This is a genomic window from Pseudomonas sp. Nvir (assembly GCF_963778085.1).
Classification (GTDB): domain Bacteria; phylum Pseudomonadota; class Gammaproteobacteria; order Pseudomonadales; family Pseudomonadaceae; genus Aquipseudomonas; species Aquipseudomonas juntendi.
On the sequence record NZ_OY970405.1, the window covers coordinates 4,500,456 to 4,524,376 of the forward strand.

Sequence of the window (23,921 nt, forward strand, 5' to 3'; positions counted from 1 at the left end):
GTTTTGGAGGGACAGTCGGGCGATTCTCAAGCAGTTGAAGGATCTTGGAGAGAATTGAGTGGGAAACGCCCTAGGATAAAGAGCGGGAAGGAGTGATTGCCCACAGCCAGCTGACGCAGGAGCATAAGCTCCCAGCGCCTGCTGGCCCTATGAAGGGCTTGTGGATCTGTTTACACCGCCAGCGCGCGCTCACGCAGCTCGCTGTTGAGGATGCGGTCGTTTTCGCTGTAGTCGACCGGGCAGTCGATCACGTGCACGCCTGGGGTCTTGATGCAGTGCTCCAGCAGCGGCAGCAGGCCGTCGGCGCTTTCCACGCGGTGGCCATTGGCGCCGTAGGCTTCGGCATACTTGACGAAGTCCGGGTTGCCGTAGTCCAGGCCGAAATCGGTGAAGCCCATGTTGGCCTGCTTCCAGCGGATCATGCCGTAGCCATCGTCACGCAGGATCACCACGGTGATGTGCATGCCCAGACGCACGGCGGTTTCCAGCTCCTGGCTGTTCATCATGAAGCCGCCGTCACCGCACACCGAAATCACCGGGCGATCCGGGTAGACCAGGTGTGCAGCCATGGCCGATGGCAAGCCGGCGCCCATGGTCGCCAGGGCGTTGTCCAGCAGCACGGTGTTCGGCTTGTGCGCTTTGTAGTTACGGGCGAACCAGATCTTGTAGATGCCGTTGTCCAGGGCCACGATGCCTTCGGACGGCAGCACGCGACGAATGTCGGCCACCAGGCGCTGTGGGTAGACCGGGAAGCGGTCGTCGTCGGCGCCTTCGGCGATCTGGGCTTCGTTGGCTTCACGAATTGCCATGAGGCGGGTGAAGTCCCAGTGCGAAGTGTCGCCCAGGCCTTCAGCGATCTGCCACACGGCGTTGGCGATGTCGCCGATCACTTCAACCTGCGGGAAGTACACGGCATCGACTTCGGCGGAGCGGAAGTTGATATGGATGACTTCGGTGCCGCCACGCACCATGAAGAACGGCGGCTTCTCGATCACATCGTGGCCGATGTTGACGATCAGGTCCGCCGCTTCGATCGCACGGTGCACGAAATCGCCGGACGACAGCGCAGCGTTACCCAGGAAGCGCGGGCTGCGCTCGTCAACCACACCCTTGCCCAGCTGGGTGGTGACGAATGGGATACCGGTATTATCGACCAGTTGCTTGAGGACCTTGGCGGTCATCTTGCGGTTGGCGCCGGCACCGATCACCAGGATAGGGCTACGTGCGGTGCGCAATTTCTCGATGGCAGCTTCAATGGCCACGTGCTCGGCCAGCGGGCGGCGGTGCAGGCTGCGCGGGATCGGCAGCGCGTCGGTCTGCTCGGCGGCGATGTCTTCCGGCAGTTCCAGGTGCACGGCACCCGGCTTTTCTTCTTCAGCCAGGCGGAAGGCTTCACGCATGCGCGAAGGGATGTTGTCGGCCGAAGCGAACTGGTGGGTGTACTTGGTGATGGGGTCCATCATGCCGCACACGTCGATGATCTGGAAGCGGCCCTGCTTGGACTTCTTGATCGGCTTCTGGCCGGTGATCATCATCATTGGCATGCCGCCCAGGTAGGCATAGGCGCTGGCCGTTACCAGGTTGGTGGCACCCGGACCGAGGGTTGACAGGCTGACGCCGGTCTTGCCGGTCAGGCGACCGTAGGTAGCCGCCATGAAGCCTGCAGACTGCTCGTGACGGGTCAGTACCAGTTTGATCTTCGACTTGCGCAGGGATTCGAGCAGGTCGAGGTTTTCCTCGCCAGGGATGCCGAATACATACTCGACACCTTCGTTTTCCAGGCATTGCACAACGACATCGGCGGCCTTGGCCATCTTGCTTGCTACCTCAAGTGATGGGACGGTGGAAGTCCAGAAATGCGCAGCACGGTGCGCTGGCATCGCCAGGTCGAGGGGCAGGGATGCCCCGGACCTAAGCCTTGACGAAGGGTAGCCGAGGGAAAGTCACGTTGTGAGGGCAGTCATATTGTCGCAGCCCGGGACAACGGCGTGAGAAAGACAAAACCCCTACCTGCATGCGCAGATAGGGGTTTTGCGAAATGAATCTTGACGATGACCTACTCTCACATGGGGAAACCCCACACTACCATCGGCGATGCATCGTTTCACTACTGAGTTCGGGATGGGATCAGGTGGTTCCAATGCTCTATGGTCGTCAAGAAATTCTGTAGCCAGAATGTCCAGATGGACAGCCCAGCGAATTCGGATATGTGATGTTTGTGATGCCTTGCGAACTTTCGGTTCATGTCATCTTCACCACCGCAATCTGCGTCAGCAAATTGCTTCGGCGTTGTAAGGTTAAGCCTCACGGTTCATTAGTACCGGTTAGCTCAACGCATCGCTGCGCTTACACACCCGGCCTATCAACGTCGTCGTCTTCAACGTTCCTTCAGGAGACTTAAAGTCTCAGGGAGAACTCATCTCGGGGCAAGTTTCGTGCTTAGATGCTTTCAGCACTTATCTCTTCCGCATTTAGCTACCGGGCAGTGCCATTGGCATGACAACCCGAACACCAGTGATGCGTCCACTCCGGTCCTCTCGTACTAGGAGCAGCCCCCCTCAATTCTCCAGCGCCCACGGCAGATAGGGACCGAACTGTCTCACGACGTTCTAAACCCAGCTCGCGTACCACTTTAAATGGCGAACAGCCATACCCTTGGGACCTACTTCAGCCCCAGGATGTGATGAGCCGACATCGAGGTGCCAAACACCGCCGTCGATATGAACTCTTGGGCGGTATCAGCCTGTTATCCCCGGAGTACCTTTTATCCGTTGAGCGATGGCCCTTCCATTCAGAACCACCGGATCACTATGACCTGCTTTCGCACCTGCTCGCGCCGTCACGCTCGCAGTCAAGCTAGCTTATGCCATTGCACTAACCTCCTGATGTCCGACCAGGATTAGCTAACCTTCGTGCTCCTCCGTTACTCTTTGGGAGGAGACCGCCCCAGTCAAACTACCCACCAGACACTGTCCGCAACCCCGATAAGGGGCCTACGTTAGAACATCAAACATTAAAGGGTGGTATTTCAAGGTTGGCTCCACGCAGACTGGCGTCCACGCTTCAAAGCCTCCCACCTATCCTACACATCAAGGCTCAATGTTCAGTGTCAAGCTATAGTAAAGGTTCACGGGGTCTTTCCGTCTTGCCGCGGGTACACTGCATCTTCACAGCGAGTTCAATTTCACTGAGTCTCGGGTGGAGACAGCCTGGCCATCATTACGCCATTCGTGCAGGTCGGAACTTACCCGACAAGGAATTTCGCTACCTTAGGACCGTTATAGTTACGGCCGCCGTTTACCGGGGCTTCGATCAAGAGCTTCTCCTTACGGATAACCCCATCAATTAACCTTCCGGCACCGGGCAGGCGTCACACCGTATACGTCCACTTTCGTGTTTGCACAGTGCTGTGTTTTTAATAAACAGTTGCAGCCAGCTGGTATCTTCGACTGGTCTCAGCTCCGTCCGCAGGGACTTCACCTACACACCAGCGTGCCTTCTCCCGAAGTTACGGCACCATTTTGCCTAGTTCCTTCACCCGAGTTCTCTCAAGCGCCTTGGTATTCTCTACCTGACCACCTGTGTCGGTTTGGGGTACGATTTAATGTTACCTGATGCTTAGAGGCTTTTCCTGGAAGCATGGTATCAACCACTTCGTCGCCTAAAGGCCTCGTCATCAGCTCTCGGCCTTGAAATCCCGGATTTACCTGGGACCTCAGCCTACCACCTTAAACCTGGACAACCAACGCCAGGCTGGCCTAACCTTCTCCGTCCCTCCATCGCAATAACTGGAAGTACAGGAATATTAACCTGTTTTCCATCGACTACGCTTTTCAGCCTCGCCTTAGGGACCGACTAACCCTGCGTCGATTAACGTTGCGCAGGAAACCTTGGTCTTTCGGCGTGCGAGTTTTTCACTCGCATTGTCGTTACTCATGTCAGCATTCGCACTTCTGATACCTCCAGCAAGCTTCTCAACTCACCTTCACAGGCTTACAGAACGCTCCTCTACCGCATCACGCATAAGCGTCGATACCCGTAGCTTCGGTGCATGGTTTAGCCCCGTTACATCTTCCGCGCAGGCCGACTCGACCAGTGAGCTATTACGCTTTCTTTAAATGATGGCTGCTTCTAAGCCAACATCCTGGCTGTCTGTGCCTTCCCACATCGTTTCCCACTTAACCATGACTTTGGGACCTTAGCTGGCGGTCTGGGTTGTTTCCCTCTTCACGACGGACGTTAGCACCCGCCGTGTGTCTCCCGTGATAACATTCTTCGGTATTCGTAGTTTGCATCGGGTTGGTAAGTCGGGATGACCCCCTAGCCGAAACAGTGCTCTACCCCCGAAGATGAGTTCACGAGGCGCTACCTAAATAGCTTTCGGGGAGAACCAGCTATCTCCCGGTTTGATTGGCCTTTCACCCCCAGCCACAAGTCATCCGCTAATTTTTCAACATTAGTCGGTTCGGTCCTCCAGTTAGTGTTACCCAACCTTCAACCTGCCCATGGCTAGATCACCGGGTTTCGGGTCTATACCCTGCAACTTAACGCCCAGTTAAGACTCGGTTTCCCTGCGGCTCCCCTATACGGTTAACCTTGCTACAGAATATAAGTCGCTGACCCATTATACAAAAGGTACGCAGTCACACCCGAAGGTGCTCCCACTGCTTGTACGTACACGGTTTCAGGTTCTTTTTCACTCCCCTCGCCGGGGTTCTTTTCGCCTTTCCCTCACGGTACTGGTTCACTATCGGTCAGTCAGGAGTATTTAGCCTTGGAGGATGGTCCCCCCATATTCAGACAGGATACCACGTGTCCCGCCCTACTCTTCGAGTTCACAACCTGTGCATTTTGGTGTACGGGACTATCACCCTGTACCGTCGGACTTTCCAGACCGTTCCACTAACACACAAGCTGATTCAGACTCTGGGCTGCTCCCCGTTCGCTCGCCGCTACTGGGGGAATCTCGGTTGATTTCTTTTCCTCGGGGTACTTAGATGTTTCAGTTCCCCCGGTTCGCCTCGTTAACCTATGTATTCAGTACAAGATACTCAGCTTGTGCTGAGTGGGTTCCCCCATTCAGAGATCTCTGGATCACAGTCTGTTTGCCGACTCCCCAAAGCTTATCGCAGGCTACCACGTCTTTCATCGCCTCTGACTGCCAAGGCATCCACCGTATGCGCTTCTTCACTTGACCATATAACCCCAAGCAATCTGGTTATACTGTGAAGACGACATTCGCCGAAAATTCGCATTTCGCTCAGTTAAGAGCAGAACTCACAAATTTTACCTTAGCCTGATCACACACCAGTGAAAGTGCATGTCAGTCTATATCTATCACATATCCGAATTTTTAAAGAACGATCTGACAAAAGTCAGAAATCAACATTCATCGACGAATGTTCATTTCTAATTTTTGAGCAGGAGCAACATCTACCGCAGAAAGTGGTGGAGCCAAGCGGGATCGAACCGCTGACCTCCTGCGTGCAAGGCAGGCGCTCTCCCAGCTGAGCTATGGCCCCGTATTCTACGGCTGAACCATGTAATGGTAGGTCTGGGCAGATTTGAACTGCAGAAGAGCCGTCCTCACCACTATTTATCCAGAGGCATGGGGTGCTCAACATTCCAACCAAAAATGGTAGGTCTGGGCAGATTTGAACTGCCGACCTCACCCTTATCAGGGGTGCGCTCTAACCAACTGAGCTACAGACCTAATGGTATAACTTTGGGTCTTGATCGTCTTTTACAATGAATCAAGCAATTCGTGTGGGAGCTCATCAGTAGGCTGATGTCGTCGATTAAGGAGGTGATCCAGCCGCAGGTTCCCCTACGGCTACCTTGTTACGACTTCACCCCAGTCATGAATCACACCGTGGTAACCGTCCTCCCGAAGGTTAGACTAGCTACTTCTGGTGCAACCCACTCCCATGGTGTGACGGGCGGTGTGTACAAGGCCCGGGAACGTATTCACCGCGACATTCTGATTCGCGATTACTAGCGATTCCGACTTCACGCAGTCGAGTTGCAGACTGCGATCCGGACTACGATCGGTTTTGTGAGATTAGCTCCACCTCGCGGCTTGGCAACCCTCTGTACCGACCATTGTAGCACGTGTGTAGCCCAGGCCGTAAGGGCCATGATGACTTGACGTCATCCCCACCTTCCTCCGGTTTGTCACCGGCAGTCTCCTTTGAGTTCCCGGCCTAACCGCTGGCAACAAAGGATAAGGGTTGCGCTCGTTGCGGGACTTAACCCAACATTTCACAACACGAGCTGACGACAGCCATGCAGCACCTGTCTCACAGTTCCCGAAGGCACCAATCCATCTCTGGAAAGTTCTGTGGATGTCAAGACCAGGTAAGGTTCTTCGCGTTGCATCGAATTAAACCACATGCTCCACCGCTTGTGCGGGCCCCCGTCAATTCATTTGAGTTTTAACCTTGCGGCCGTACTCCCCAGGCGGTCGATTTAACGCGTTAGCTGCGCCACTAAAATCTCAAGGGCACCAACGCCAAGTCGACATCGTTTACAGCGTGGACTACCAGGGTATCTAATCCTGTTTGCTCCCCACGCTTTCGCACCTGAGCGTCAGTCTTTGTCCAGGGGGCCGCCTTCGCCACCGGTATTCCTCCAGATCTCTACGCATTTCACCGCTACACCTGGAATTCTACCCCCCTCTACAAGACTCTAGCCTGCCAGTTTCGAATGCAGTTCCCAGGTTGAGCCCGGGGATTTCACATCCGACTTGACAGACCGCCTGCGTGCGCTTTACGCCCAGTAATTCCGATTAACGCTTGCACCCTCCGTATTACCGCGGCTGCTGGCACGGAGTTAGCCGGTGCTTCTTCTGCGGGTAACGTCAATCGATGAGGTTATTAACCTCACCGCCTTCCTCCCCGCTGAAAGTGCTTTACAACCCGAAGGCCTTCTTCACACACGCGGCATGGCTGCATCAGGCTTGCGCCCATTGTGCAATATTCCCCACTGCTGCCTCCCGTAGGAGTCTGGACCGTGTCTCAGTTCCAGTGTGGCTGGTCATCCTCTCAGACCAGCTAGGGATCGTCGCCTAGGTGAGCCGTTACCCCACCTACTAGCTAATCCCATCTGGGCACATCTGATGGCATGAGGCCCGAAGGTCCCCTGCTTTCTCCCGTAGGACGTATGCGGTATTAGCGTTCCTTTCGAAACGTTGTCCCCCACTACCAGGCAGATTCCTAGGCATTACTCACCCGTCCGCCGCTGAATCAAGGAGCAAGCTCCCGTCATCCGCTCGACTTGCATGTGTTAGGCCTGCCGCCAGCGTTCAATCTGAGCCATGATCAAACTCTTCAGTTCAATACTGCTTGGGTTTTTAAGAAACCCTAAACTTGGCTCAGCAATCTCAAATGACTATGTGATTTCTCGCATGGCCACTTGTGATGCTGATAATCTTTTTGACTATCAGTCCGTACTCACAAGCACCCACACGAATTGCTTGATTCAATTTGTTAAAGAGCGGTTGGTTAAGAGTGTTTCGTCTCAACCGAGGCGCGCATTCTACGCTTTCCTCATCTGCTGTCAAGCGTTTATTTTGAAGTTTTTTACCGCTGCTTTCTTTCGAAAGCCTACAACTTCAACAACTTACCGCTTGCCTCGAAGCGTTGATCGCTGCGAGGAGGCGAATAATACGCGCTTTGAATTCAGAGTCAACACCTTGTTCCAAAAACTTTTCTCAGCCGTTTCGCCTGCCCCCCGGCAACTAATGAAATCGCCACGAATCTGTAGAGAACCCCACCACGGAGCGAAACGGCCATGAGTGTCGAGCAAAGCGAGAAAACCCCAGGGCTTTCGGCAGATGAAGAGCAGGAAGTCAGCCACAACCAACCGCCACGAGCGGCAGTGCTGCACGAGACCATTCGCTACCAGGGCGATCAGGAACTGGAACGGACCCTCGCCGCCTTGTGGTGGTCGGCTGTCGCCGCCGGTTTGTCCATGGGCTTGTCCCTGATGGCCATGGGACTGTTCTATGCCCGCCTGCCAGAAGGTGAAAGCGCCCAGGTAGTCGCCAGCATCGGCTACAGCGCCGGCTTCCTTGCCGTGATCCTGGCCCGCCAGCAACTGTTTACCGAGAACACCCTGACTGCGGTGCTGCCGGTCATGACCAGCCCTACCCTTGCCAACTTCGGCCGCCTTCTGCGGCTTTGGGGCGTAGTGCTGCTGGGCAACCTGGCGGGTACCCTGCTGGTGGCCTGGGTGATGCTCGAGCTGCCGATCTTCGACAGCAAGACCGACATGGCGTTTCTGGAGATCGGCCGCAAGGTCATGAGCAACGACATCAGCCAGATGTTCGCCAAGGGCATCGTCTCGGGCTGGATGATCGCCACCATGGTATGGATGATCCCCTCGATGGAGAACGCCAAGATCTGGATCATCCTGATGATCACCTACCTGATGGCCATTGGCGACTTCACCCATATAGTAGTGGGCTCGGTCGAGGTGTCCTACCTGGTGTGGGCCGGCGAAGAAACCTGGCGCAGCTTCTGGCTGGAGTTTGCCTTGCCGACACTGGCCGGCAACATCATCGGCGGTAGTTTCATTTTCGCGCTCATCAGCCACGCTCAGGTGCGCAGTGACAGTGGCAAGGCACCCTCGCGGCTGTTGGAGCACGAGCGGGCGCAACGCCAGCGCGGCAAAGACGACACCAAGTGACACTAGCGCGCCGCAACGCTTCGCTCATTCTTCAGGCTGCGCTGGCGCACCGGGCGGGGCTGCCACCAGTTCAGCCCGGCATGCGGCGAGTCGAGGCTCACCCGCTCGCCCATCTGCGGCGTACTGAGCCGTACCTGGGCCTGGTTTGCCAACGCCAGGATGCGCTCGAAGGGTTCCTGCCAGCCGTGGGTGGACAAGTCGAACGTGCCATTATGGATCGGCAGCATCCAGCGCCCGCGTAAATCCAGGTGGGCCTGCAGGCTCTGCTCTGGCTGCATGTGCACATCAGGCCAGGCGAGATTGTAGGCGCCGGTCTCGACCAGGGTCAGGTCAAACGGCCCAAAGCGCTCGCCAATCAGCTTGAACCCGTTGAAATAGCCCGTATCGCCACTGAAGAACACCCGTACGCCTTGGTCGATGATCACCCACGACGCCCACAAGGTGCGATTGCTGTCCAACAGCCCACGCCCGGAAAAGTGCTGGGCCGGGGTAGCAATAAAACGCACACCCTGCACTTCGCTTTCCTGCCACCAGTCCAGCTGACGCACCTTCGCTGGCGCAACGCCCCAACTGATCAGCAGCTCACCCACGCCAAGCGGGGCCAGGAAAACCCCGGTTCGCGAGGCCAGCTGGCGGATTGCCTGCTCGTCGAGGTGATCGAAATGGTCGTGCGACAACACCACCGCCGCCAGTGGCGGCAGCTGGTCAAGCCCCAGCGGGGGCGCATGGAACCGCTGCGGGCCGGCCCACTGCACCGGTGAGGCGCGTTCGGCGAATACCGGGTCGGTAATGAAGAAGCGCCCTCGCAACTTCAGCAATACCGTGGAATGGCCCAGCCGCCACAGACTGCGGTCTGGCGCATCGAGCACCTGCTGGCGGGTCATCGGTTGCAGGCTGACCGGCGTGGTTGGCCGGGTATTCGGCGGTTTGCGCAGGAACAGGTACTTCAGACCGATGCGCAGCTTCTTCAGCAAGCCATCTTTCGGTAGCTGCGCCTGATTGTGAAAACGCCCGTCACGCTGGGGCGCCGGGTCACCGGCAGCATTGGCCAAAGGAACCATCAGCAACACTCCTAGCAACAGGAAAGTCCGCATGTTACCCCACAGTGATCGCATCAACCGTGAATTGGCTTGTAAGGTCATTTTTCAGTGGGGCGACACTGTTCGACAATATTCATGCGATTTATGCGATAAACGGTACCCCGGCAGAAGAACATGACCATGATGCACAACCGCAGCGGCAAAGGCCTTTCGTTCGTCAAGCGCATCTACCCGCCTCGTGTGGTGGGCATGGGCATCGGCCTGTTCAGCGTCATGGCTGGCGTGGCCCCGCAATCCCCGCCCACCTGGGTGTGGGGCCTGATGCTGTTCAATGGCCTGTTGTGGCCCCACGTCGCCTACTTGTGGGCGAGCCGGTCGGCAACCCCGTACCGGGCCGAGCAACGCAACCTGTTGCTGGACTCGCTGCTGGGCGGTTTCTGGGCCGCCGCCATGCACTTCAACCCGCTGCCGACCGTGACCGTGCTGTCGATGATGACCATGAACAACGTGGCCGCCGGGGGCCGGCAATTGGTGCTCAAAGGGGCTGTTGCGCAACTGGCCGGGATTCTGGTCGGCACCCTGCTGCTCGCCCCAGGCCTGCAATTGAATGCCACTGCACTGCAGATATACGCCTGCCTGCCCATGCTGACGCTGTACCCCCTGGCCCTGGGCTGGGTGTGCTACCGGCTGGCAATCCAGCTGGGCGACCATAAACGCCGGCTCAGCGCCCTGAGCCTCACGGATAGCCTCACCGGGTTGCTCAACCACGGCGCCTGGAAAGACCTGTTGCTCGTCAAATACCAAAAATGCAAACAGCAAAAGGCACACGCGGTGATCGCCTTGATCGACATCGATCATTTCAAGACCATCAACGACACCTTTGGCCACGTGGTTGGCGACTGCGTACTGCGCCAGCTCAGCGCCGAGCTGCGCCGCAACCTGCGCGAGTGCGACCAGGCCGGGCGCTACGGTGGCGACGAATTCTGCGTGATCCTGCCGGGTACCAGCGAAGCTCAGGCCTGCCAGATCATGGAACGCCTGCGTGAGCAGGTTTCCGGGTATCGCAACGCGCAGCTCCCTCACCTGCGCATCAGCCTGAGTATTGGCCTGTCGCCTTTCAATGCCAGCCTGGAGTCACCGGAACATTGGCTGCAAGAGGCAGACAAGGCGCTATACACTGCCAAGCACGCTGGCCGCGACCGGGTGAATTTTGCCGGTGGCGCAGCTACCGCACTGAAGCTGGCCTATCCTGATTGAACCTGCTGCCTCACTGCCTGGCAGGAGGTTTCCTGAAGGAGCCGCTCGCGCATGGCCAGGACTGCCAACCTCCCACCCGCCAGCCCTACCCCACGTTTCCAAGTGCGTAACCTGATCGCCGGCTTCAGCACCGTTTACGGTCTGGCTTGCCTGGTCATTCTCGGCGCGCTGTTCAACATCGCCGCAACCCTCGACCAGCAAGAGCGCGAACGCAGCGCCTTCCATGCCAATCAGGCGCTGGAGCAACGGTTACTGGCGTCGCGCCAATTCCTGTCCAGTTATGCCGTATGGGAGGACGCCTTGCAGCACTTGTCTGGCGAAGCCGACTGGCAGTGGGCCTATGATGAAAAGAACATAGGTGAATCGCTGTACAGCGCCAGCGGCTATGAAGGCGTGTTCGTCGTGGAAAACGGCCGCACCACCTATGCCCTGTTCAAAGGCCAGCCCAGCCCCGCAGGCGTAGGCACGTACATAGATGCCCCTATCCAGCCGATCATCGACCAGGCCCGAGCGGCGGCCATTGCCCGCGAGCAGATCACCCGCTTCGTGCTGTTCAATGGCTGGCCGGCCGTGCTCACCGCCGCGGCCATACGGCCAGATCGCGATGTCACTGAAGGCGAAGTGAGCCAGGCGCCGGTCTTGCTGTTCGTCGACCAGCTGACCGAGGCCAAACTGGCGCAGCTGGGTAAGCGTGCAGGCCTGGCCGGCATGCGCGTTGAGAAGGAAGACGCACAAGCCCACCACCACCTGCGCATCAACCTGGGCGACACCGGCTACCATCTGTCGTGGAACAGCGTGTTGCCTGGGCGCCAGCTGCTAGGGGCGGTATTGCCTGCCCTGCTCAGCGCCCTGCTGATCCTTGGGCTGGTCATGCTCTACCTGTGCCGCCATGCGTGGCGCAGCTCCCGGGCCATCGGCTTGACGCTTGCCCACCTGCAGCATAGCAACCTGGCGCTGGAGGCCAGCGAGCAACGTTTTCGCGCGGTGGCCGAGTCGGCATCGGACTGGATCTGGGAGACCGATCGGCACCACCGCCTGACCTACTTGTCGCAACGCTTTGCCAGCGTGACGGGCTACCCGGTCGAAGACTGGCTCGGCCAACCGCTCAACCAGTTGCTGGCCTGCGACACCACGCCCTTGTCGCCCTGGCTGGATGCCCTGGCCACCGCTGACCCACAGCAGCTGGCCAACCTGCGCTGCACCTACCGCGACCAGAATGGCCAGAACCGCTATTGTCGGATTTCCGCCCGCGCCATCTGGCACCAGGACACGGCCGTGGGTTTGCGCGGCACTGCCAGCGATATCACCGACGAAGTCGACGCCCATGCGCGTATTCAGCACCTGTCCTTGCACGACCCACTGACCGGCCTGGCCAACCGCAACAAACTGGCCCGGCACCTGGAACAGGCCCTGCTGCGCGGCACAGACTCACCGCCGTTGACCCTGTTGCTGCTTGACCTGGACAACTTCAAGCCAATCAACGACTCACTCGGCTATGCGGCTGGCGATGCGGTACTGCAGGAAGTGGCAGCCCGCCTGCGCGACACCACCCGCGACGGTGACCTGGTGGCGCGGTTGGGCGGGGACGAGTTCATCGTGGTACTTGGCGGCATGGACAACCGCCAGGAGATCGACCGCTTCTGCGCGCGCCTGATCGGCTTGCTGCAACAACCGGTCATGTTCGACAGCCAACCCCTGCACATTGGCGCCAGCATCGGCATCGCCCAGACCCGCACCCAGGGCTTCGACGCCGGCGAGCTGATTCGCTGTGCCGACATCGCCCTGTACCAGGCCAAGGCAGACGGCAAGAGCACCTGGCGCTACTTCGCCAGCGAAATGAACCAGCAGATCCAGTACCGGCGGCAACTGGAGAACGACCTGCGCCGCGCCCTGCGGAACCAGGAGTTCGAGTTGCACTATCAGCCGCGCTACCGCCTCAGCGACCTGCGCGTGGTCGCGGTCGAGGCGCTGATACGCTGGCAGCACCCTCAGGAAGGGCTGCTGGGGCCGGATACCTTCATCCCGCTGGCCGAACAGAGCGATATCATTGTCGCGCTGGGCCGCTGGGTGCTGCACGAGGCCTGCCGCACCGCCCTTGACTGGCCTGCAGACATCCTGGTGTCGGTCAACCTGTCACCGGCGCAGTTCCTGCGCAGCGATGTGGTGCAAGACGTGCGGGAAATCCTGCTGGGCACGGCATTCCCGGCGCAACGCCTGGAACTGGAGATCACCGAGAATGTGATGCTCAACGACATCGAGGGCGCGCTGGGGACCATGCTGTCGCTCAAAGAACTGGGCGTGCGCCTGAACATGGACGACTTCGGTACCGGCTATTCATCGCTGGGTTACCTGCGAACGTATCCTTTCGACAGCCTCAAGATCGACAAGCGCTTCATCAGTGGCCTGAGCACCAACGGCGGCAGCGACCGTGCGGTGGTCCAGGCCATCATCAACCTGGGCAAGGCAATGGGGCTGACCGTTACGGCCGAGGGCGTGGAAACCGAACAGCAACTAGCCATGCTGCAAATGGACCGCTGCCATGAAGTACAGGGCTATTACCTGAGCCGGCCACTGGATACCGCGGCCATGCGGGCGTTGTTGCAGCGCCCCCGGTAGGCGCGGGTCGAGCCGCCTCTGCACGGTTGCGCGGCAACGCCCCGATCAACCCAACGGGCGCGAGCGGGCCTCAGCCAGTAGGCTGCACCCGCCGCTCGGCGATGATTTCCGGCAAGTCGCCGCGGCGCAGGTAGATGCGCAGCGGCTCGGCGATGTTCAAGCGGTCATCCACGTGCTGGTCCAGCAACAGTGCCAGGCGCTCCCGGCACAGGGCCATGCGCTGCCCCTGCTCGGGGCGCCAGACAAACTCTCTGCAGGGGGTGATGCTGGCGTCAGCGACATCCATACCGAACGCGTCTTCGGAAAAACGCACGATATGAACGCCGCGCTTGTCATGAAAGCCGACGAAGCCTTTGAGCTGGTCAGCTGCGTTGCAGATGTCCTGGGAAGTAATAGCCATGGCGTAACCTCGTGATGAAATCGGAAGATACGCACGCTGGGCAGCACAGGGTCGCCTCTGCCGGGCGCCTCGCCAGTCCAAGCCTAATGCAAGCGGCCGTGCGTGCGCCATGACCCGGCTCAACTTCACGCCGTAGCATCGACCTCGCTGCGAAGCACCTCTGCCAGCCACTGCATGAACGCCTGCACCCGGCGGGGTACATGCCGTTGCCGCGCATACAGCAACGACACGGGCATCGCCGGCGCCTGCCAGGCCGGCAGCAGCGCGACCAGTTCGCCGCGCTGCAGGTGTTCGGCCACCCCCACCGCCGGCACCTGTATCAGCCCCAGCCCGGCCAGGCAGGCTGCCGAATAGGCTTCGGCATTATTGACCGTTACCGCCCCAGCCATGGGCTGGTACTGCACCTGCCCACCTTGCACGTATTCGAAGCCGGCGCAGCGCCCCCCCAGGTTGCGCACGTAGTGCACCAATTGATGCCCTGCCAGGTCCTGCAGGGTACGGGGCACCCCATGGCGTGCCAAGTAAGCCGGGCTGGCACAGTTGCGCATGCTCAATTGCCCGACCGGCCTGGCCACGACATCCAGGTCATGCAAGGCGCCGATGCGCATCACGCAGTCGAAGCCCTCACGCAGCAAATCGACCTGCCGATCGGTGCAACTGAGCTCTACCTGCAAACGTGGAAAACGCTGCAGGAACCGGGGTAACGCGGGAATGATGACCCGCCGCGCCATCATCGTCGGCAGGTCGACACGCAGGCGCCCGGCCAGTTCGGCATCATCGGCGCTGAACAGGCTCTCGATCTCGTCCATACCTGACAGCAGGTCCTTGATGCGTGTGTACAGCAAGGCACCATCCTGCGTGGCCTGCACCCGGCGGGTGGTGCGGTTGAACAGTTGCGTACCCAGCAGGCGCTCCAGCGCCCTGACCTGTTCCGACACCGTCGAACGTGGCAAGCCCAGGCTCTCGGCGGCCAGGGTAAAGCTGTTCACTTCACTGACCCGCACAAAGGTCCGCAGCAACTCCAACTTATTCACGCCCGCCCTCGACTATCCGGTTGAGGCGAACAGTATTTCCATTTTTGCAGGATTTAACACCTTCCAGCCGACCAATAACCTGTGAGCACGCACCCATCGAGAGGTTCTTACCATGACCCGCAAGATTGCCCTGATCACCGGCGCAAGCCGCGGCCTTGGCCGTAACACCGCCGAGCATCTGGCCGCCCGTGGCATCGACATCATCGGCACCTACAACAGCAAAGCGCAAGAAGCACAGGCCGTGGCGGCCACGCTGGAGCAGGCAGATGTGAAGGCGACCATGCTGCAACTGGATGTGGGTGACGCCAGCAGCTTTGCCGGCTTTGCCGAGCGGCTGGCGGCTGTCTTGCAGCAGCACCACGGTCGCCAGCGTTTCGACTTTCTGGTGAACAATGCCGGCATCGGGTTGAACGTGCCGTATACCGAAACCAGCGAGGCGCAGTTCGACCAACTGCTGAACATTCAGCTCAAAGGCCCGTTCTTCCTCACCCAACGCCTCTTGCCACTGCTTGTCGATAACGGCCGGATCATCAACATTTCGACCGGGCTGGCACGGTTTGCCCTACCAGGGTACGCCGCCTATGCCGCCATGAAAGGCGCGATGGAAGTGCTGACCCGCTACCAGGCCAAGGAACTGGGCGCCCGGGGCATTCGCGTGAACATCCTGGCGCCGGGGGCCATCGAGACCGATTTTGGCGGGGGCGTAGTGCGGGACAACCCGCAGGTGAATGATTACATTGCTGGCAACACCGCGCTGGGACGGGTGGGTTTGCCGGATGACATCGGCGCGGCGATCGCCTTGTTGCTGGAAGACGGTAATGGCTGGATCACCGGGCAGCGCCTGGAGGTTTCGGGCGGCATGTTCCTGTAGTGGCGGGTGCCTGGGCCCCGGCTCACGGCTCATGCACTTGCACACTCGCAGTCATCCCCGCACTCAGGGTCACGCCGTCGGGCACCTGGTCCAGGCGGATTCTCACCGGTATCCGCTGGGCCAGCCGCACCCAGTTGAAGGTCGGCTCAACCTCCGGCAGCAGCTGGCTGTCCGGGTTGCTGTTGCTGTCGGTGATGCCGCGGCTGATGCTTTCTACATGCCCCTGCATGGGTTCACCCGCGCCCATCAGCCAGACCTTTACCGGGTCACCCACGCGAATGCGCGGCAGCTTGGTTTCCTCGAAGTAGGCCTGGATATAGAACGTCGAATCGTCCACCAAGGCCATCACCGACTGGCCGGTGTTCACGTAGTTGCCTTCGGCCAGGCGCAGGTTGGTGATATGCCCGCTGCGCGGCGCACGCACTTCACTGCGCGCCAGGTTGATTTTCGCCACCTGCAGCTGCGCCTGGGCTTCCTGCAACTCGCCACGGGCGATGGCAGCATTGATCTGCGCGTTCTCCCGCAGCTCGGCACTGATCGCCCCGGGCCCCAGGGCGGTACGCCGGGCTGCTTCACTCTCGCGCAGGCGCAACTGCTGGGCGCGGGTTTGCGTCACCGCACTGGCCTGGTCGAACGCGGCCTGGAAACGCTCGCGGTCGATGCTCATCAACAGCTCACCCGCCTTGACCTGCTGGTTGTCATGCACCTTGAGCTGGCGCACCCAGCCGGAAACGTCAGGTGCAATCACCACCACATCGGCGCGCACACGGGCATCCCGGGTCCAGGGGGTAAGCATGTAGTACTGCCACAATTGGTAGCCGGCCAACACGGCCAGGGCCACCACACACAGGGTTACAAGAGTACGTACGGCCGCACGCATCGAAACACTCCTTTAAAAAGCTCCCAACAGGCGTACCACCAGGAACAGCACACAAACGAAAACCGCCGCATCGAACAGCGCTTCATGCCAGATCCAGCGCGCCAACGGTGTGGCCTGCACCAGCAGGCGCAGCAGGCCGGTAAGCACCAGCGCCAGCAACACATAAAGCAGAAACGGGCTGAGCAGCACGCCGCCCACTTCCCATTCACGCAACCCCATGGGCTTCCTCCTGCCAGCGGCACCACTTGCCCCAGCTTTTCTGCAATTGCAGCACCGCGCCCTCGGCCAACCGCAGCGGGTCGCTCGCAGGCTGGCGGTGCAACGCAGCAATGAACCGTTCGCTGGCACTGTCCAGCTGTTGCCCGCGCCCGGCGGCAGGCCCTTTGGCCAGTACCGCCTCCACTTGCTGCAGGTACTCCCGCTCGGCGCCGCCCAACGGCGCCTGCGCGACCGCCAGGCACATGCGCAGGTGCACCAGTTCATCACCGATATCCAGCCCGTGCAGGCCATCGTCCCAGCGCTTGCGCTCGCCCTCGGGCAACTCGCTGGCATGCCGCGCCAACTGCATCAGGCGGTCGGCCATGCGCCCGCCGAACCAGGTATCGGCCCCGCGCAGGTCACGCCGGGTCAGGCGCACCAGGTCACTCTGGGTTGCAGCACGCAGGCGCCGCCCAAGCCAGGCCGGGTGACGGAACACCAACAAGCGAAACGCCATGACCGCTGCCGACACCCCTACCAGCATGGCCAGGGCACTGTTGAGCATGGTCGCCACGCTGAACTGCATGGCATTCACCGGCGACACCAGTACGATGAAGTGCAGGCAATAAGAGGTGGCAGTGGCGCCGGTACGCGGGTGGGCCATACCCAGCGCGCCGAACAACAGCGGCACGCCCATGCCCAGGCAAAGCAGCGCGAAGCTGCTCCATTGCGGCAGCAGAATCTGCCCGACCAGGAACGCTGCCGGTATGGCCAGGCAGATCCCGCGCAGGAAACTCAAGCCAATCTGGGCGCCATTCTCGCGGCTGGCGAACAGGCTGCAGACCACACAGGTCAGCACCAGGCCGCCCGGCGCCGAAGGCCAGGCGGTGGCCAGCCAGAAAGCGCTCATCACCAGAAACGCCAGTGCGCTACGCGAACCGAACAGCAAGGCCAGCGACCAATCGCGGTGCACGGCCAGGCCTTGGCCGACATCCTTCGGCGCCGTGCCCGCTTCCACAGCCTCCAGCGCCTGGCCGGCGGCCATTGCGTAATCCAGCAGCAGGGCCATGCGCGCCAGGCAGTAATGCTCAACCGAACTTATATGCTCATCGTGCGCGGCATCCCAGACGCGCTGGCGCAGCACCAACAGGCTGGGCTGGTCGGGCTTGTCCAGCAGCGCCCGAACTTCAGACAACCAGGGGGCCAGGTGTTCCGCCTGCTGCTCATCCAGTTGCCGCCACTGTCGGCGCACCGACCGGGAAATACGCAACAGCACCATCAGCTTCTGGCTTAGCCCCCGAATGGCACGGGCACGCTGACGCCCGCGGTTGCCTTCGAACCAGGCATGCTCGCGCTGGCTGTCGATGGCAACGATGCGCCCCAGGCTCTCCAGCAAGCCCCTGCGTGCATCGTCCTCGCCACCCAGCATCGCACTGGCGGCCTGCAGACCGTTCTGCCAGGCCTGACGCGCCTGGCCGCCAAGCTGCTGCTCGACCCGCATCGGCCAGAGCAAGGCACTGCTGGCCGTGGCGCAGAAAATACCCAGGCTGATCTCGGTGCAGCGGGCCACCGCCTGGTCGAACACCTGCAGGGGGTGGTCGATGGCCGGCAAGGTGATGATCGCTGCCGTGTAGCCGGCCAGCACGAAGGCATAGGCCCAGGCACTGCGCAACTGGGTAGAGGCGGCGGTGCACAAGGCCAGCCACAAGGCCAGGGCAATCAGAAACAGCCCCGGGGTCTGGGCGAACAGGCCCAGCAGCACCACCGCCATGACCGTACCGACAAAGGTCCCGGCCAACCGCGCCAGGCCTTTCTGCACCACCATGCCAGACAGCGGCTGGGCAACGATAAACGCCGTCATCAATGCCCAGGACGGCTGCTCCAGGCCCCATCGCATTGCCAGCCACAACGCCAGGCCACCACCGAGCAGGGTTTTGATGGCGAACTTGATGGCGAGGGGGGTGGGGGCGAACAGGGCCTGAAGCGTGATGGGCACTGGGCGAACCTTGCGGGGAGGGTAGTAGTGAAAAGATAGACAATGGCGCAGAGAATAAAGTGAAAATGAATAATTAGCTAGCTACTCATCTTCATTGCAATCCAACTGCTGCGTCAGCGCACGCCACGCTGCGCGATGGCTGGCTTGAGCCCTGTGGCCCGGCAGGCAACACGCAAATGCCAGGCAAAAAAAAATGGGCGACCGAAGTCGCCCTAAATGCCTTGCGTGCTCGTGTACCCGGAAGGTCAGCGCGGCTTGCGCTTGTTCGAGTCCTTCCAGATGAAAATGCCCAGACCGGCAAAGAAAGCAACCATCAGCCCGACCGTTACCACACCGGCGATAACCACATTGTCGAAGAACATGCTGGCCTCCCCATTCGTTTGCCGTTGTCCGATGGGAGAACGTTAACCAATGTCGGGCGAGGGAAAATTGATCAGGGTCAATGGTGCCCGGGCCCGGGCACACGAGGCAGGTGCAGGGTTGACCTGCGTCAAGTTTCAGCGCTTCTTCGGCTTGCCCTTGGGCTTCTTTTTCTTGCCAGTGTTCAACGGCAGAGCCTGCTCGAATGCATTGCGCATCTCGTTCAGGCGCTTTTCCTTGAGGTCATGCACGCGCTTGGCGCGTTCAGCATCGAAATCGATAAGGTTGTCTTGGCTCATGGGTGGGCTCGACGATCAACGGAGACTTGCATGATGAAGCCCGACGCCGGCGCTGACCAGCCCCGTGTCAGACTTCGATGTCCACCAGCAGCCCTTGGCGGTTGGGCTCGTCCATCAAGGGCACGACCGGGACAGTATTGTCGGCGTTGACCTCGTCGCCAGGCTCAGGGTTATAGCGCCCCGCCCCACGCTGCTGGCGCCGTTGCTGCTGGCGGCGCTGCTCATCACGCAACAGCAGTGCCTGCTCCTGCGGATCGCGCTGCTGCTTGAGGTCGATGGCAGTTTCGCCGGACGCAGGCTGCGCCGGTACCACCGGCTTGATGTCGGGGGTAGGTTTGACCGGGTCCTGTTGCGAGGTCACCGGGGCGGCACTGAGCGGTATGATCGGCGGCAACATGGGCGTTCTCCTATGCCCGCTGTATCGGCAGGCGCGGCATTACCTTGATCTCAGGCCCAACCTTTACTCCACATCATCGTCAGGCTCGTCGTCACTGGGCGGGCTGGCTTCGCTCCAGGGGCGCTTGTAGACCTGCTGCCAGACCGCATCCATATGGTCACGCAATACTTGCGGGGCGTTCTTGAGCGAAGCGCTGTCGGTGCGCTCGCCCCCTACCGGGTCCTCGCCTGCGGGGCTGATCAGCGACTGCCCGGTAATGGTGTAGCTGGCCTGCCCTTCACGCATTTCGATGGCGATGTCGTGGGGGTCGATACCCCCGCCGCAAAAGGCGTGACTGGCAACTGTCACTTCGGCCACGCCATCTTTGTTCAGGTCGCTGACGTCACTGACATCCGTATAGAAGTCGACATCCAGGTCCAGGCCGGGGCACGTGGTTTCCTGCTCGATCTGCCAGCGGGCCTTGAACGCATCGCTTTGCGCCGTGCGCCCGTACAAGGTGGCCTTGAGCACCACCTTGTCGACCTCCTGCTCGCTTTCCGGGTCGCTGGCCTGGCCATCGCTGCGGCTCAATACCAGCAGCCCTTCGCCATCGCGGTCGCGAAAATGCACGCTCTTGATCGGCGCCTGCACGCCCAGCACTTCAAGCTGATCGGTGGGAATGGGGGCCAAAGGCTCGAAGGTTTTCTGCTCGCAGGCACTGAGCAGCAACAGGCTGCCCACGGCCATGGAAGCGCTGATCCAGCTGTGCTTGGCAGACATGTTGGTGCGTGGCCCTCGTCGGCGGTGCGGTACAGAGCGGTGAAACGGCTAGACTGATGGCTTTCGGCACCATTAGGTGCGCTCGGCACTTTGGTCTCACCGGCCGATCCGTTAACATAATCGGCTTTTTCATCGCGGGAGTTCAGGCAGTATGGCGCAGCAGTATCAACCGGGGCAACGCTGGATCAGCGACAGCGAAGCAGAGCTCGGCCTGGGTACCATCCTGGCGCAGGATGGCCGCCTGTTGACCGTGCTCTACCCGGCCACTGGCGACACGCGCCAGTATTCCCTGCGCAATGCGCCGCTGACTCGCGTGCGCTTCGCGCCAGGTGACCAGATCACCCACTTCGAAGGCTGGAAGCTGACCGTACGCGAGGTCGAGGACATCGACGGGCTGATGGTCTACCACGGCCTCGACGGGCAGAACCAGCCGCGCACCTTGCCGGAAACCCAGCTGTCGAACTTCATTCAGTTCCGCCTGGCCAGCGACCGCCTGTTTGCCGGGCAGATCGACCCTTTGGCGTGGTTCAGCCTGCGCTACAACACACTGCAGCACACCAGCAAGCAGATGCAGTCGGCGCTGTGGGGGCTGGGCGGTTGCCGCGCTCAGCCAATCGCTCACCAGTTGCACATTGCCCGCGAAGTCGCCGACCGCAGCGCGCCGCGGGTACTGCTGGCCGACGAAGTGGGCCTGGGCAAGACCATCGAGGCTGGCCTGGTCATTCACCGCCAGTTGCTGACGGGCCGGGCCAGCCGAGTACTGATCCTGGTGCCGGAGAACCTTCAGCACCAGTGGCTAGTAGAAATGCGCAGGCGCTTCAACTTGCAGGTGGCGCTGTTCGACGCCGAACGCTTCATCGAAAGCGACGCCAGCAACCCGTTCGATGACGCCCAGTTGGCACTGGTGGCCCTGGAGTGGCTGGTAGAGGACGAGAAGGCCCAGGATGCGCTGTTTGCCGCCGGCTGGGACCTGATGGTTGTCGATGAGGCTCACCACCTGGTCTGGCACGAGGACCAGGTCAGCGCCGAATACGCCCTGGTCGAGCAACTGGCCCAGGTGATTCCTGGCGTACTGCTGCTTACCGCTACCCCTGAACAGCTTGGCCAGGACAGCCACTTCGCTCGCCTGCGCCTGCTCGACCCCAACCGTTTCCACGACCTGGCCGCCTTCCGCGCCGAAAGCGATCACTACCGCCCGGTCGCCGAAGCCGTGCAAGAGCTGCTCGACGAAGGCCGCCTGTCGCCGAAGGCACACGCCACCATCCAGGGCTTCCTGGGGGCTGAGGGCGAAGCGCTGCTGGCCGCGGTCAGCGATGGCGATACCCAGGCCAGCGCGCGGCTGATCCGTGAGCTGCTCGACCGCCACGGCACCGGCCGAGTGCTGTTCCGTAACACCCGCGCGGCGGTCCAGGGCTTCCCGGAGCGCCAACTGCACCCTTACCCGGTGGCCATGCCCGAGCAATACCGCGAGCTGCCGCCAGGCGAGAAAGCCGAGCTGTACCCGGAGGTCGCCTTCCAGGCACAGGGTGACAGCACCGACGACGAGCGCTGGTGGCGTTTCGACCCAAGGGTCGACTGGTTGATCGACACCCTGAAAATGCTCAAGCGCACCAAGGTGCTGGTCATCTGTGCCCACGCCGAAACCGCCATGGACCTGGAAGACGCCCTGCGCGTGCGCTCCGGCATTCCGGCCTCGGTGTTCCATGAGGGCATGAGCATTCTGGAGCGCGACCGGGCAGCCGCCTACTTTGCCGATGAAGAGTTCGGCGCCCAGGTGCTGATCTGCTCCGAGATCGGCAGCGAAGGCCGCAACTTCCAGTTTTCGCACCACCTGGTGATGTTCGACCTGCCGGCCCACCCGGACCTGCTGGAACAACGTATCGGCCGTCTGGACCGTATCGGCCAGAAGCACACCATCCAGTTGCATGTCCCCTACCTGCAGAGCAGCCCGCAGGAACGCCTGTTCCAGTGGTACCACGAAGCGCTCAACGCGTTCCTCAACACCTGCCCGACCGGCAACGCCCTGCAACACCAGTTCGGCCCACGCCTGCTGCCGCTGCTCGAAGGCGGCGACAGCAAGGCCTGGGACAGCCTGGTGGCCGACGCCCGTCACGAACGCGAGCGCCTGGAAGCCGAACTGCACACCGGCCGCGATCGCTTGCTGGAGCTGAACTCGGGCGGCGCGGGTGAAGGCGAGGCGCTGGTAGAAGCCATCCTCGAGCAGGACGACCAGTTCGCCCTGCCGATCTACATGGAAACGCTGTTCGACGCCTTTGGCATCGACAGCGAAGACCACTCCGAGAACGCCCTCATCCTCAAGCCGAGCGAAAAAATGCTCGACGCCAGCTTCCCGCTGGGCGACGACGAAGGTGTGACCATTACCTACGACCGCGCCCAGGCGCTGTCGCGCGAAGACATGCAGTTCCTGACCTGGGAACACCCGATGGTGCAAGGCGGCATGGACCTGGTGCTGTCCGGCTCCATGGGCAATACGGCCGTCGCCCTGATCAAGAACAAGGCGCTCAAGCCCGGTACCGTGCTGCTCGAACTGCTGTTCGTCAGCGAGGTGGTGGCACCGCGAAGCTTGCAACTGGGGCGTTACCTGCCCCCTGCGGCACTGCGCTGCCTGCTCGATGCCAACGGCAACGACCTGGCCTCGCGCGTGGCCTTCGAAACGCTCAACGACCAGCTTGAAAGCGTGCCACGGGCCAGCGCCAACAAGTTTGTCCAGGCGCAGCGCGACGTGTTGGCCAAGCGCATCAGCGGTGGCGAAGAGAAGATCCTGCCGACCCACGTCGAGCGTGTGGCCGAAGCCCAACGCCGCCTGGCAGCGGAGGCCGACGAAGAACTGGCGCGCCTGCTCGCCCTGCAAGCGGTGAACCCAAGCGTACGTGACAGCGAAATCGACGCCCTGCGCAAGCAGCGCGAAGAGGGCCTGGCAATGCTGGAAAAAGCTGCCCTGCGCCTGGAAGCCATTCGTGTACTAGTCGCCGGCTGACGCCATACCAGCACCCCTCCCCCTGGGCAGCGCAGGTGCCCGCGAAAACCGGCGAAGCCGGTGCCTGGCATCGTGCCAGGCACATCGCGGGCACGCTGCCCTTGGGCGGGTGCCATATTTCCGACAGC

The 23,921-nt window shown here is 60.8% G+C and carries 16 protein-coding genes, 2 tRNA genes and 3 rRNA genes; 5 read left to right on the forward strand and 16 right to left on the reverse strand.

What is annotated here, in order from left to right:
- Positions 1–170: 170 nt before the first annotated feature.
- The 6 genes from AACG97_RS21720 to AACG97_RS21745 form a co-directional block, all read right to left on the reverse strand.
- Positions 171–1,814, reverse strand: coding sequence for an acetolactate synthase large subunit (locus AACG97_RS21720; RefSeq protein ID WP_054881147.1), 1,644 nt, complete (start codon positions 1,812–1,814; stop codon positions 171–173).
- 229 nt (positions 1,815–2,043) lie between these two features.
- Positions 2,044–2,159, reverse strand: a 5S ribosomal RNA gene (rrf, locus tag AACG97_RS21725).
- A 134-nt stretch (positions 2,160–2,293) separates the two neighbouring features.
- Positions 2,294–5,197: ribosomal RNA gene (locus AACG97_RS21730) — 23S ribosomal RNA — on the reverse strand.
- Positions 5,198–5,446: 249 nt separating this feature from the next.
- Positions 5,447–5,522, reverse strand: a tRNA-Ala gene (locus AACG97_RS21735).
- Positions 5,523–5,636: 114 nt separating this feature from the next.
- Positions 5,637–5,713 (reverse strand) — tRNA-Ile (locus AACG97_RS21740).
- Between the two features lie 86 nt (positions 5,714–5,799).
- Positions 5,800–7,335: ribosomal RNA gene (locus AACG97_RS21745) — 16S ribosomal RNA — on the reverse strand.
- The 16S, 23S and 5S rRNA genes sit together here with 2 tRNA genes alongside, the layout of an rRNA operon.
- A 456-nt stretch (positions 7,336–7,791) precedes the next feature.
- Here AACG97_RS21745 and AACG97_RS21750 point away from each other — a divergent pair.
- Positions 7,792–8,688, forward strand: a complete 897-nt coding sequence (locus AACG97_RS21750; RefSeq protein WP_009684638.1) for a formate/nitrite transporter family protein — start codon at positions 7,792–7,794, stop codon at positions 8,686–8,688.
- A 2-nt stretch (positions 8,689–8,690) separates the two neighbouring features.
- Here the strand turns inward: AACG97_RS21750 and AACG97_RS21755 are convergent, their stop codons facing one another.
- Entirely contained in the window at positions 8,691–9,782 is a 1,092-nt protein-coding gene (locus AACG97_RS21755; protein ID WP_047149994.1) for an MBL fold metallo-hydrolase, read from the reverse strand.
- 129 nt (positions 9,783–9,911) lie between these two features.
- Between AACG97_RS21755 and AACG97_RS21760 the strand changes: the two genes are divergently transcribed.
- Positions 9,912–10,985, forward strand: coding sequence for a diguanylate cyclase (locus tag AACG97_RS21760; protein ID WP_033690737.1), 1,074 nt, complete (start codon positions 9,912–9,914; stop codon positions 10,983–10,985).
- A 51-nt stretch (positions 10,986–11,036) separates the two neighbouring features.
- On the forward strand, positions 11,037–13,601 hold the full coding sequence (locus AACG97_RS21765) for a bifunctional diguanylate cyclase/phosphodiesterase (RefSeq protein WP_009684634.1): 2,565 nt from the start codon (positions 11,037–11,039) through the stop codon (positions 13,599–13,601).
- 70 nt (positions 13,602–13,671) lie between these two features.
- On the opposite strand, the gene AACG97_RS21770 is transcribed toward AACG97_RS21765, so the two are convergent.
- A complete protein-coding gene (locus AACG97_RS21770) occupies positions 13,672–14,001 on the reverse strand; it encodes a DUF2025 family protein (RefSeq protein ID WP_009684633.1) in 330 nt (109 codons plus the stop codon).
- Between the two features lie 125 nt (positions 14,002–14,126).
- Positions 14,127–15,035: a LysR family transcriptional regulator gene (locus AACG97_RS21775; protein ID WP_225785944.1), complete on the reverse strand. Its 909-nt coding sequence runs from the start codon at positions 15,033–15,035 to the stop codon at positions 14,127–14,129.
- A 112-nt stretch (positions 15,036–15,147) separates the two neighbouring features.
- Between AACG97_RS21775 and AACG97_RS21780 the strand changes: the two genes are divergently transcribed.
- Positions 15,148–15,906 (forward strand): SDR family NAD(P)-dependent oxidoreductase, encoded by a 759-nt coding sequence (locus AACG97_RS21780; protein WP_009684631.1) that lies wholly within the window; start codon positions 15,148–15,150, stop codon positions 15,904–15,906.
- Between the two features lie 22 nt (positions 15,907–15,928).
- On the opposite strand, the gene AACG97_RS21785 is transcribed toward AACG97_RS21780, so the two are convergent.
- From AACG97_RS21785 to AACG97_RS21815, 7 genes are all read right to left on the reverse strand, one after another.
- Positions 15,929–16,786: an efflux RND transporter periplasmic adaptor subunit gene (locus AACG97_RS21785; protein ID WP_009684630.1), complete on the reverse strand. Its 858-nt coding sequence runs from the start codon at positions 16,784–16,786 to the stop codon at positions 15,929–15,931.
- A gap of 12 nt (positions 16,787–16,798) precedes the next feature.
- Entirely contained in the window at positions 16,799–17,005 is a 207-nt protein-coding gene (locus AACG97_RS21790) for a DUF1656 domain-containing protein (RefSeq protein WP_009684629.1), read from the reverse strand.
- Positions 16,992–18,980: an FUSC family protein gene (locus AACG97_RS21795; protein WP_054890183.1), complete on the reverse strand. Its 1,989-nt coding sequence runs from the start codon at positions 18,978–18,980 to the stop codon at positions 16,992–16,994. Before AACG97_RS21795 ends, AACG97_RS21790 begins: the two co-directional genes overlap by 14 nt.
- A 245-nt stretch (positions 18,981–19,225) precedes the next feature.
- Complete coding sequence (gene ccoM, locus AACG97_RS21800) at positions 19,226–19,342, reverse strand: cytochrome c oxidase subunit CcoM (RefSeq protein WP_003254862.1); 117 nt, start codon at positions 19,340–19,342, stop codon at positions 19,226–19,228.
- Between the two features lie 135 nt (positions 19,343–19,477).
- Entirely contained in the window at positions 19,478–19,639 is a 162-nt protein-coding gene (locus AACG97_RS21805) for a hypothetical protein (RefSeq protein ID WP_009684626.1), read from the reverse strand.
- 67 nt (positions 19,640–19,706) lie between these two features.
- Complete coding sequence (locus AACG97_RS21810; protein WP_009684625.1) at positions 19,707–20,036, reverse strand: hypothetical protein; 330 nt, start codon at positions 20,034–20,036, stop codon at positions 19,707–19,709.
- Between the two features lie 63 nt (positions 20,037–20,099).
- A complete protein-coding gene (locus tag AACG97_RS21815; protein ID WP_009684624.1) occupies positions 20,100–20,795 on the reverse strand; it encodes a M949_RS01915 family surface polysaccharide biosynthesis protein in 696 nt (231 codons plus the stop codon).
- 151 nt (positions 20,796–20,946) lie between these two features.
- Between AACG97_RS21815 and rapA the strand changes: the two genes are divergently transcribed.
- A complete protein-coding gene (gene rapA / locus AACG97_RS21820; protein WP_009684623.1) occupies positions 20,947–23,793 on the forward strand; it encodes an RNA polymerase-associated protein RapA in 2,847 nt (948 codons plus the stop codon).
- Positions 23,794–23,921: the final 128 nt, after the last annotated feature.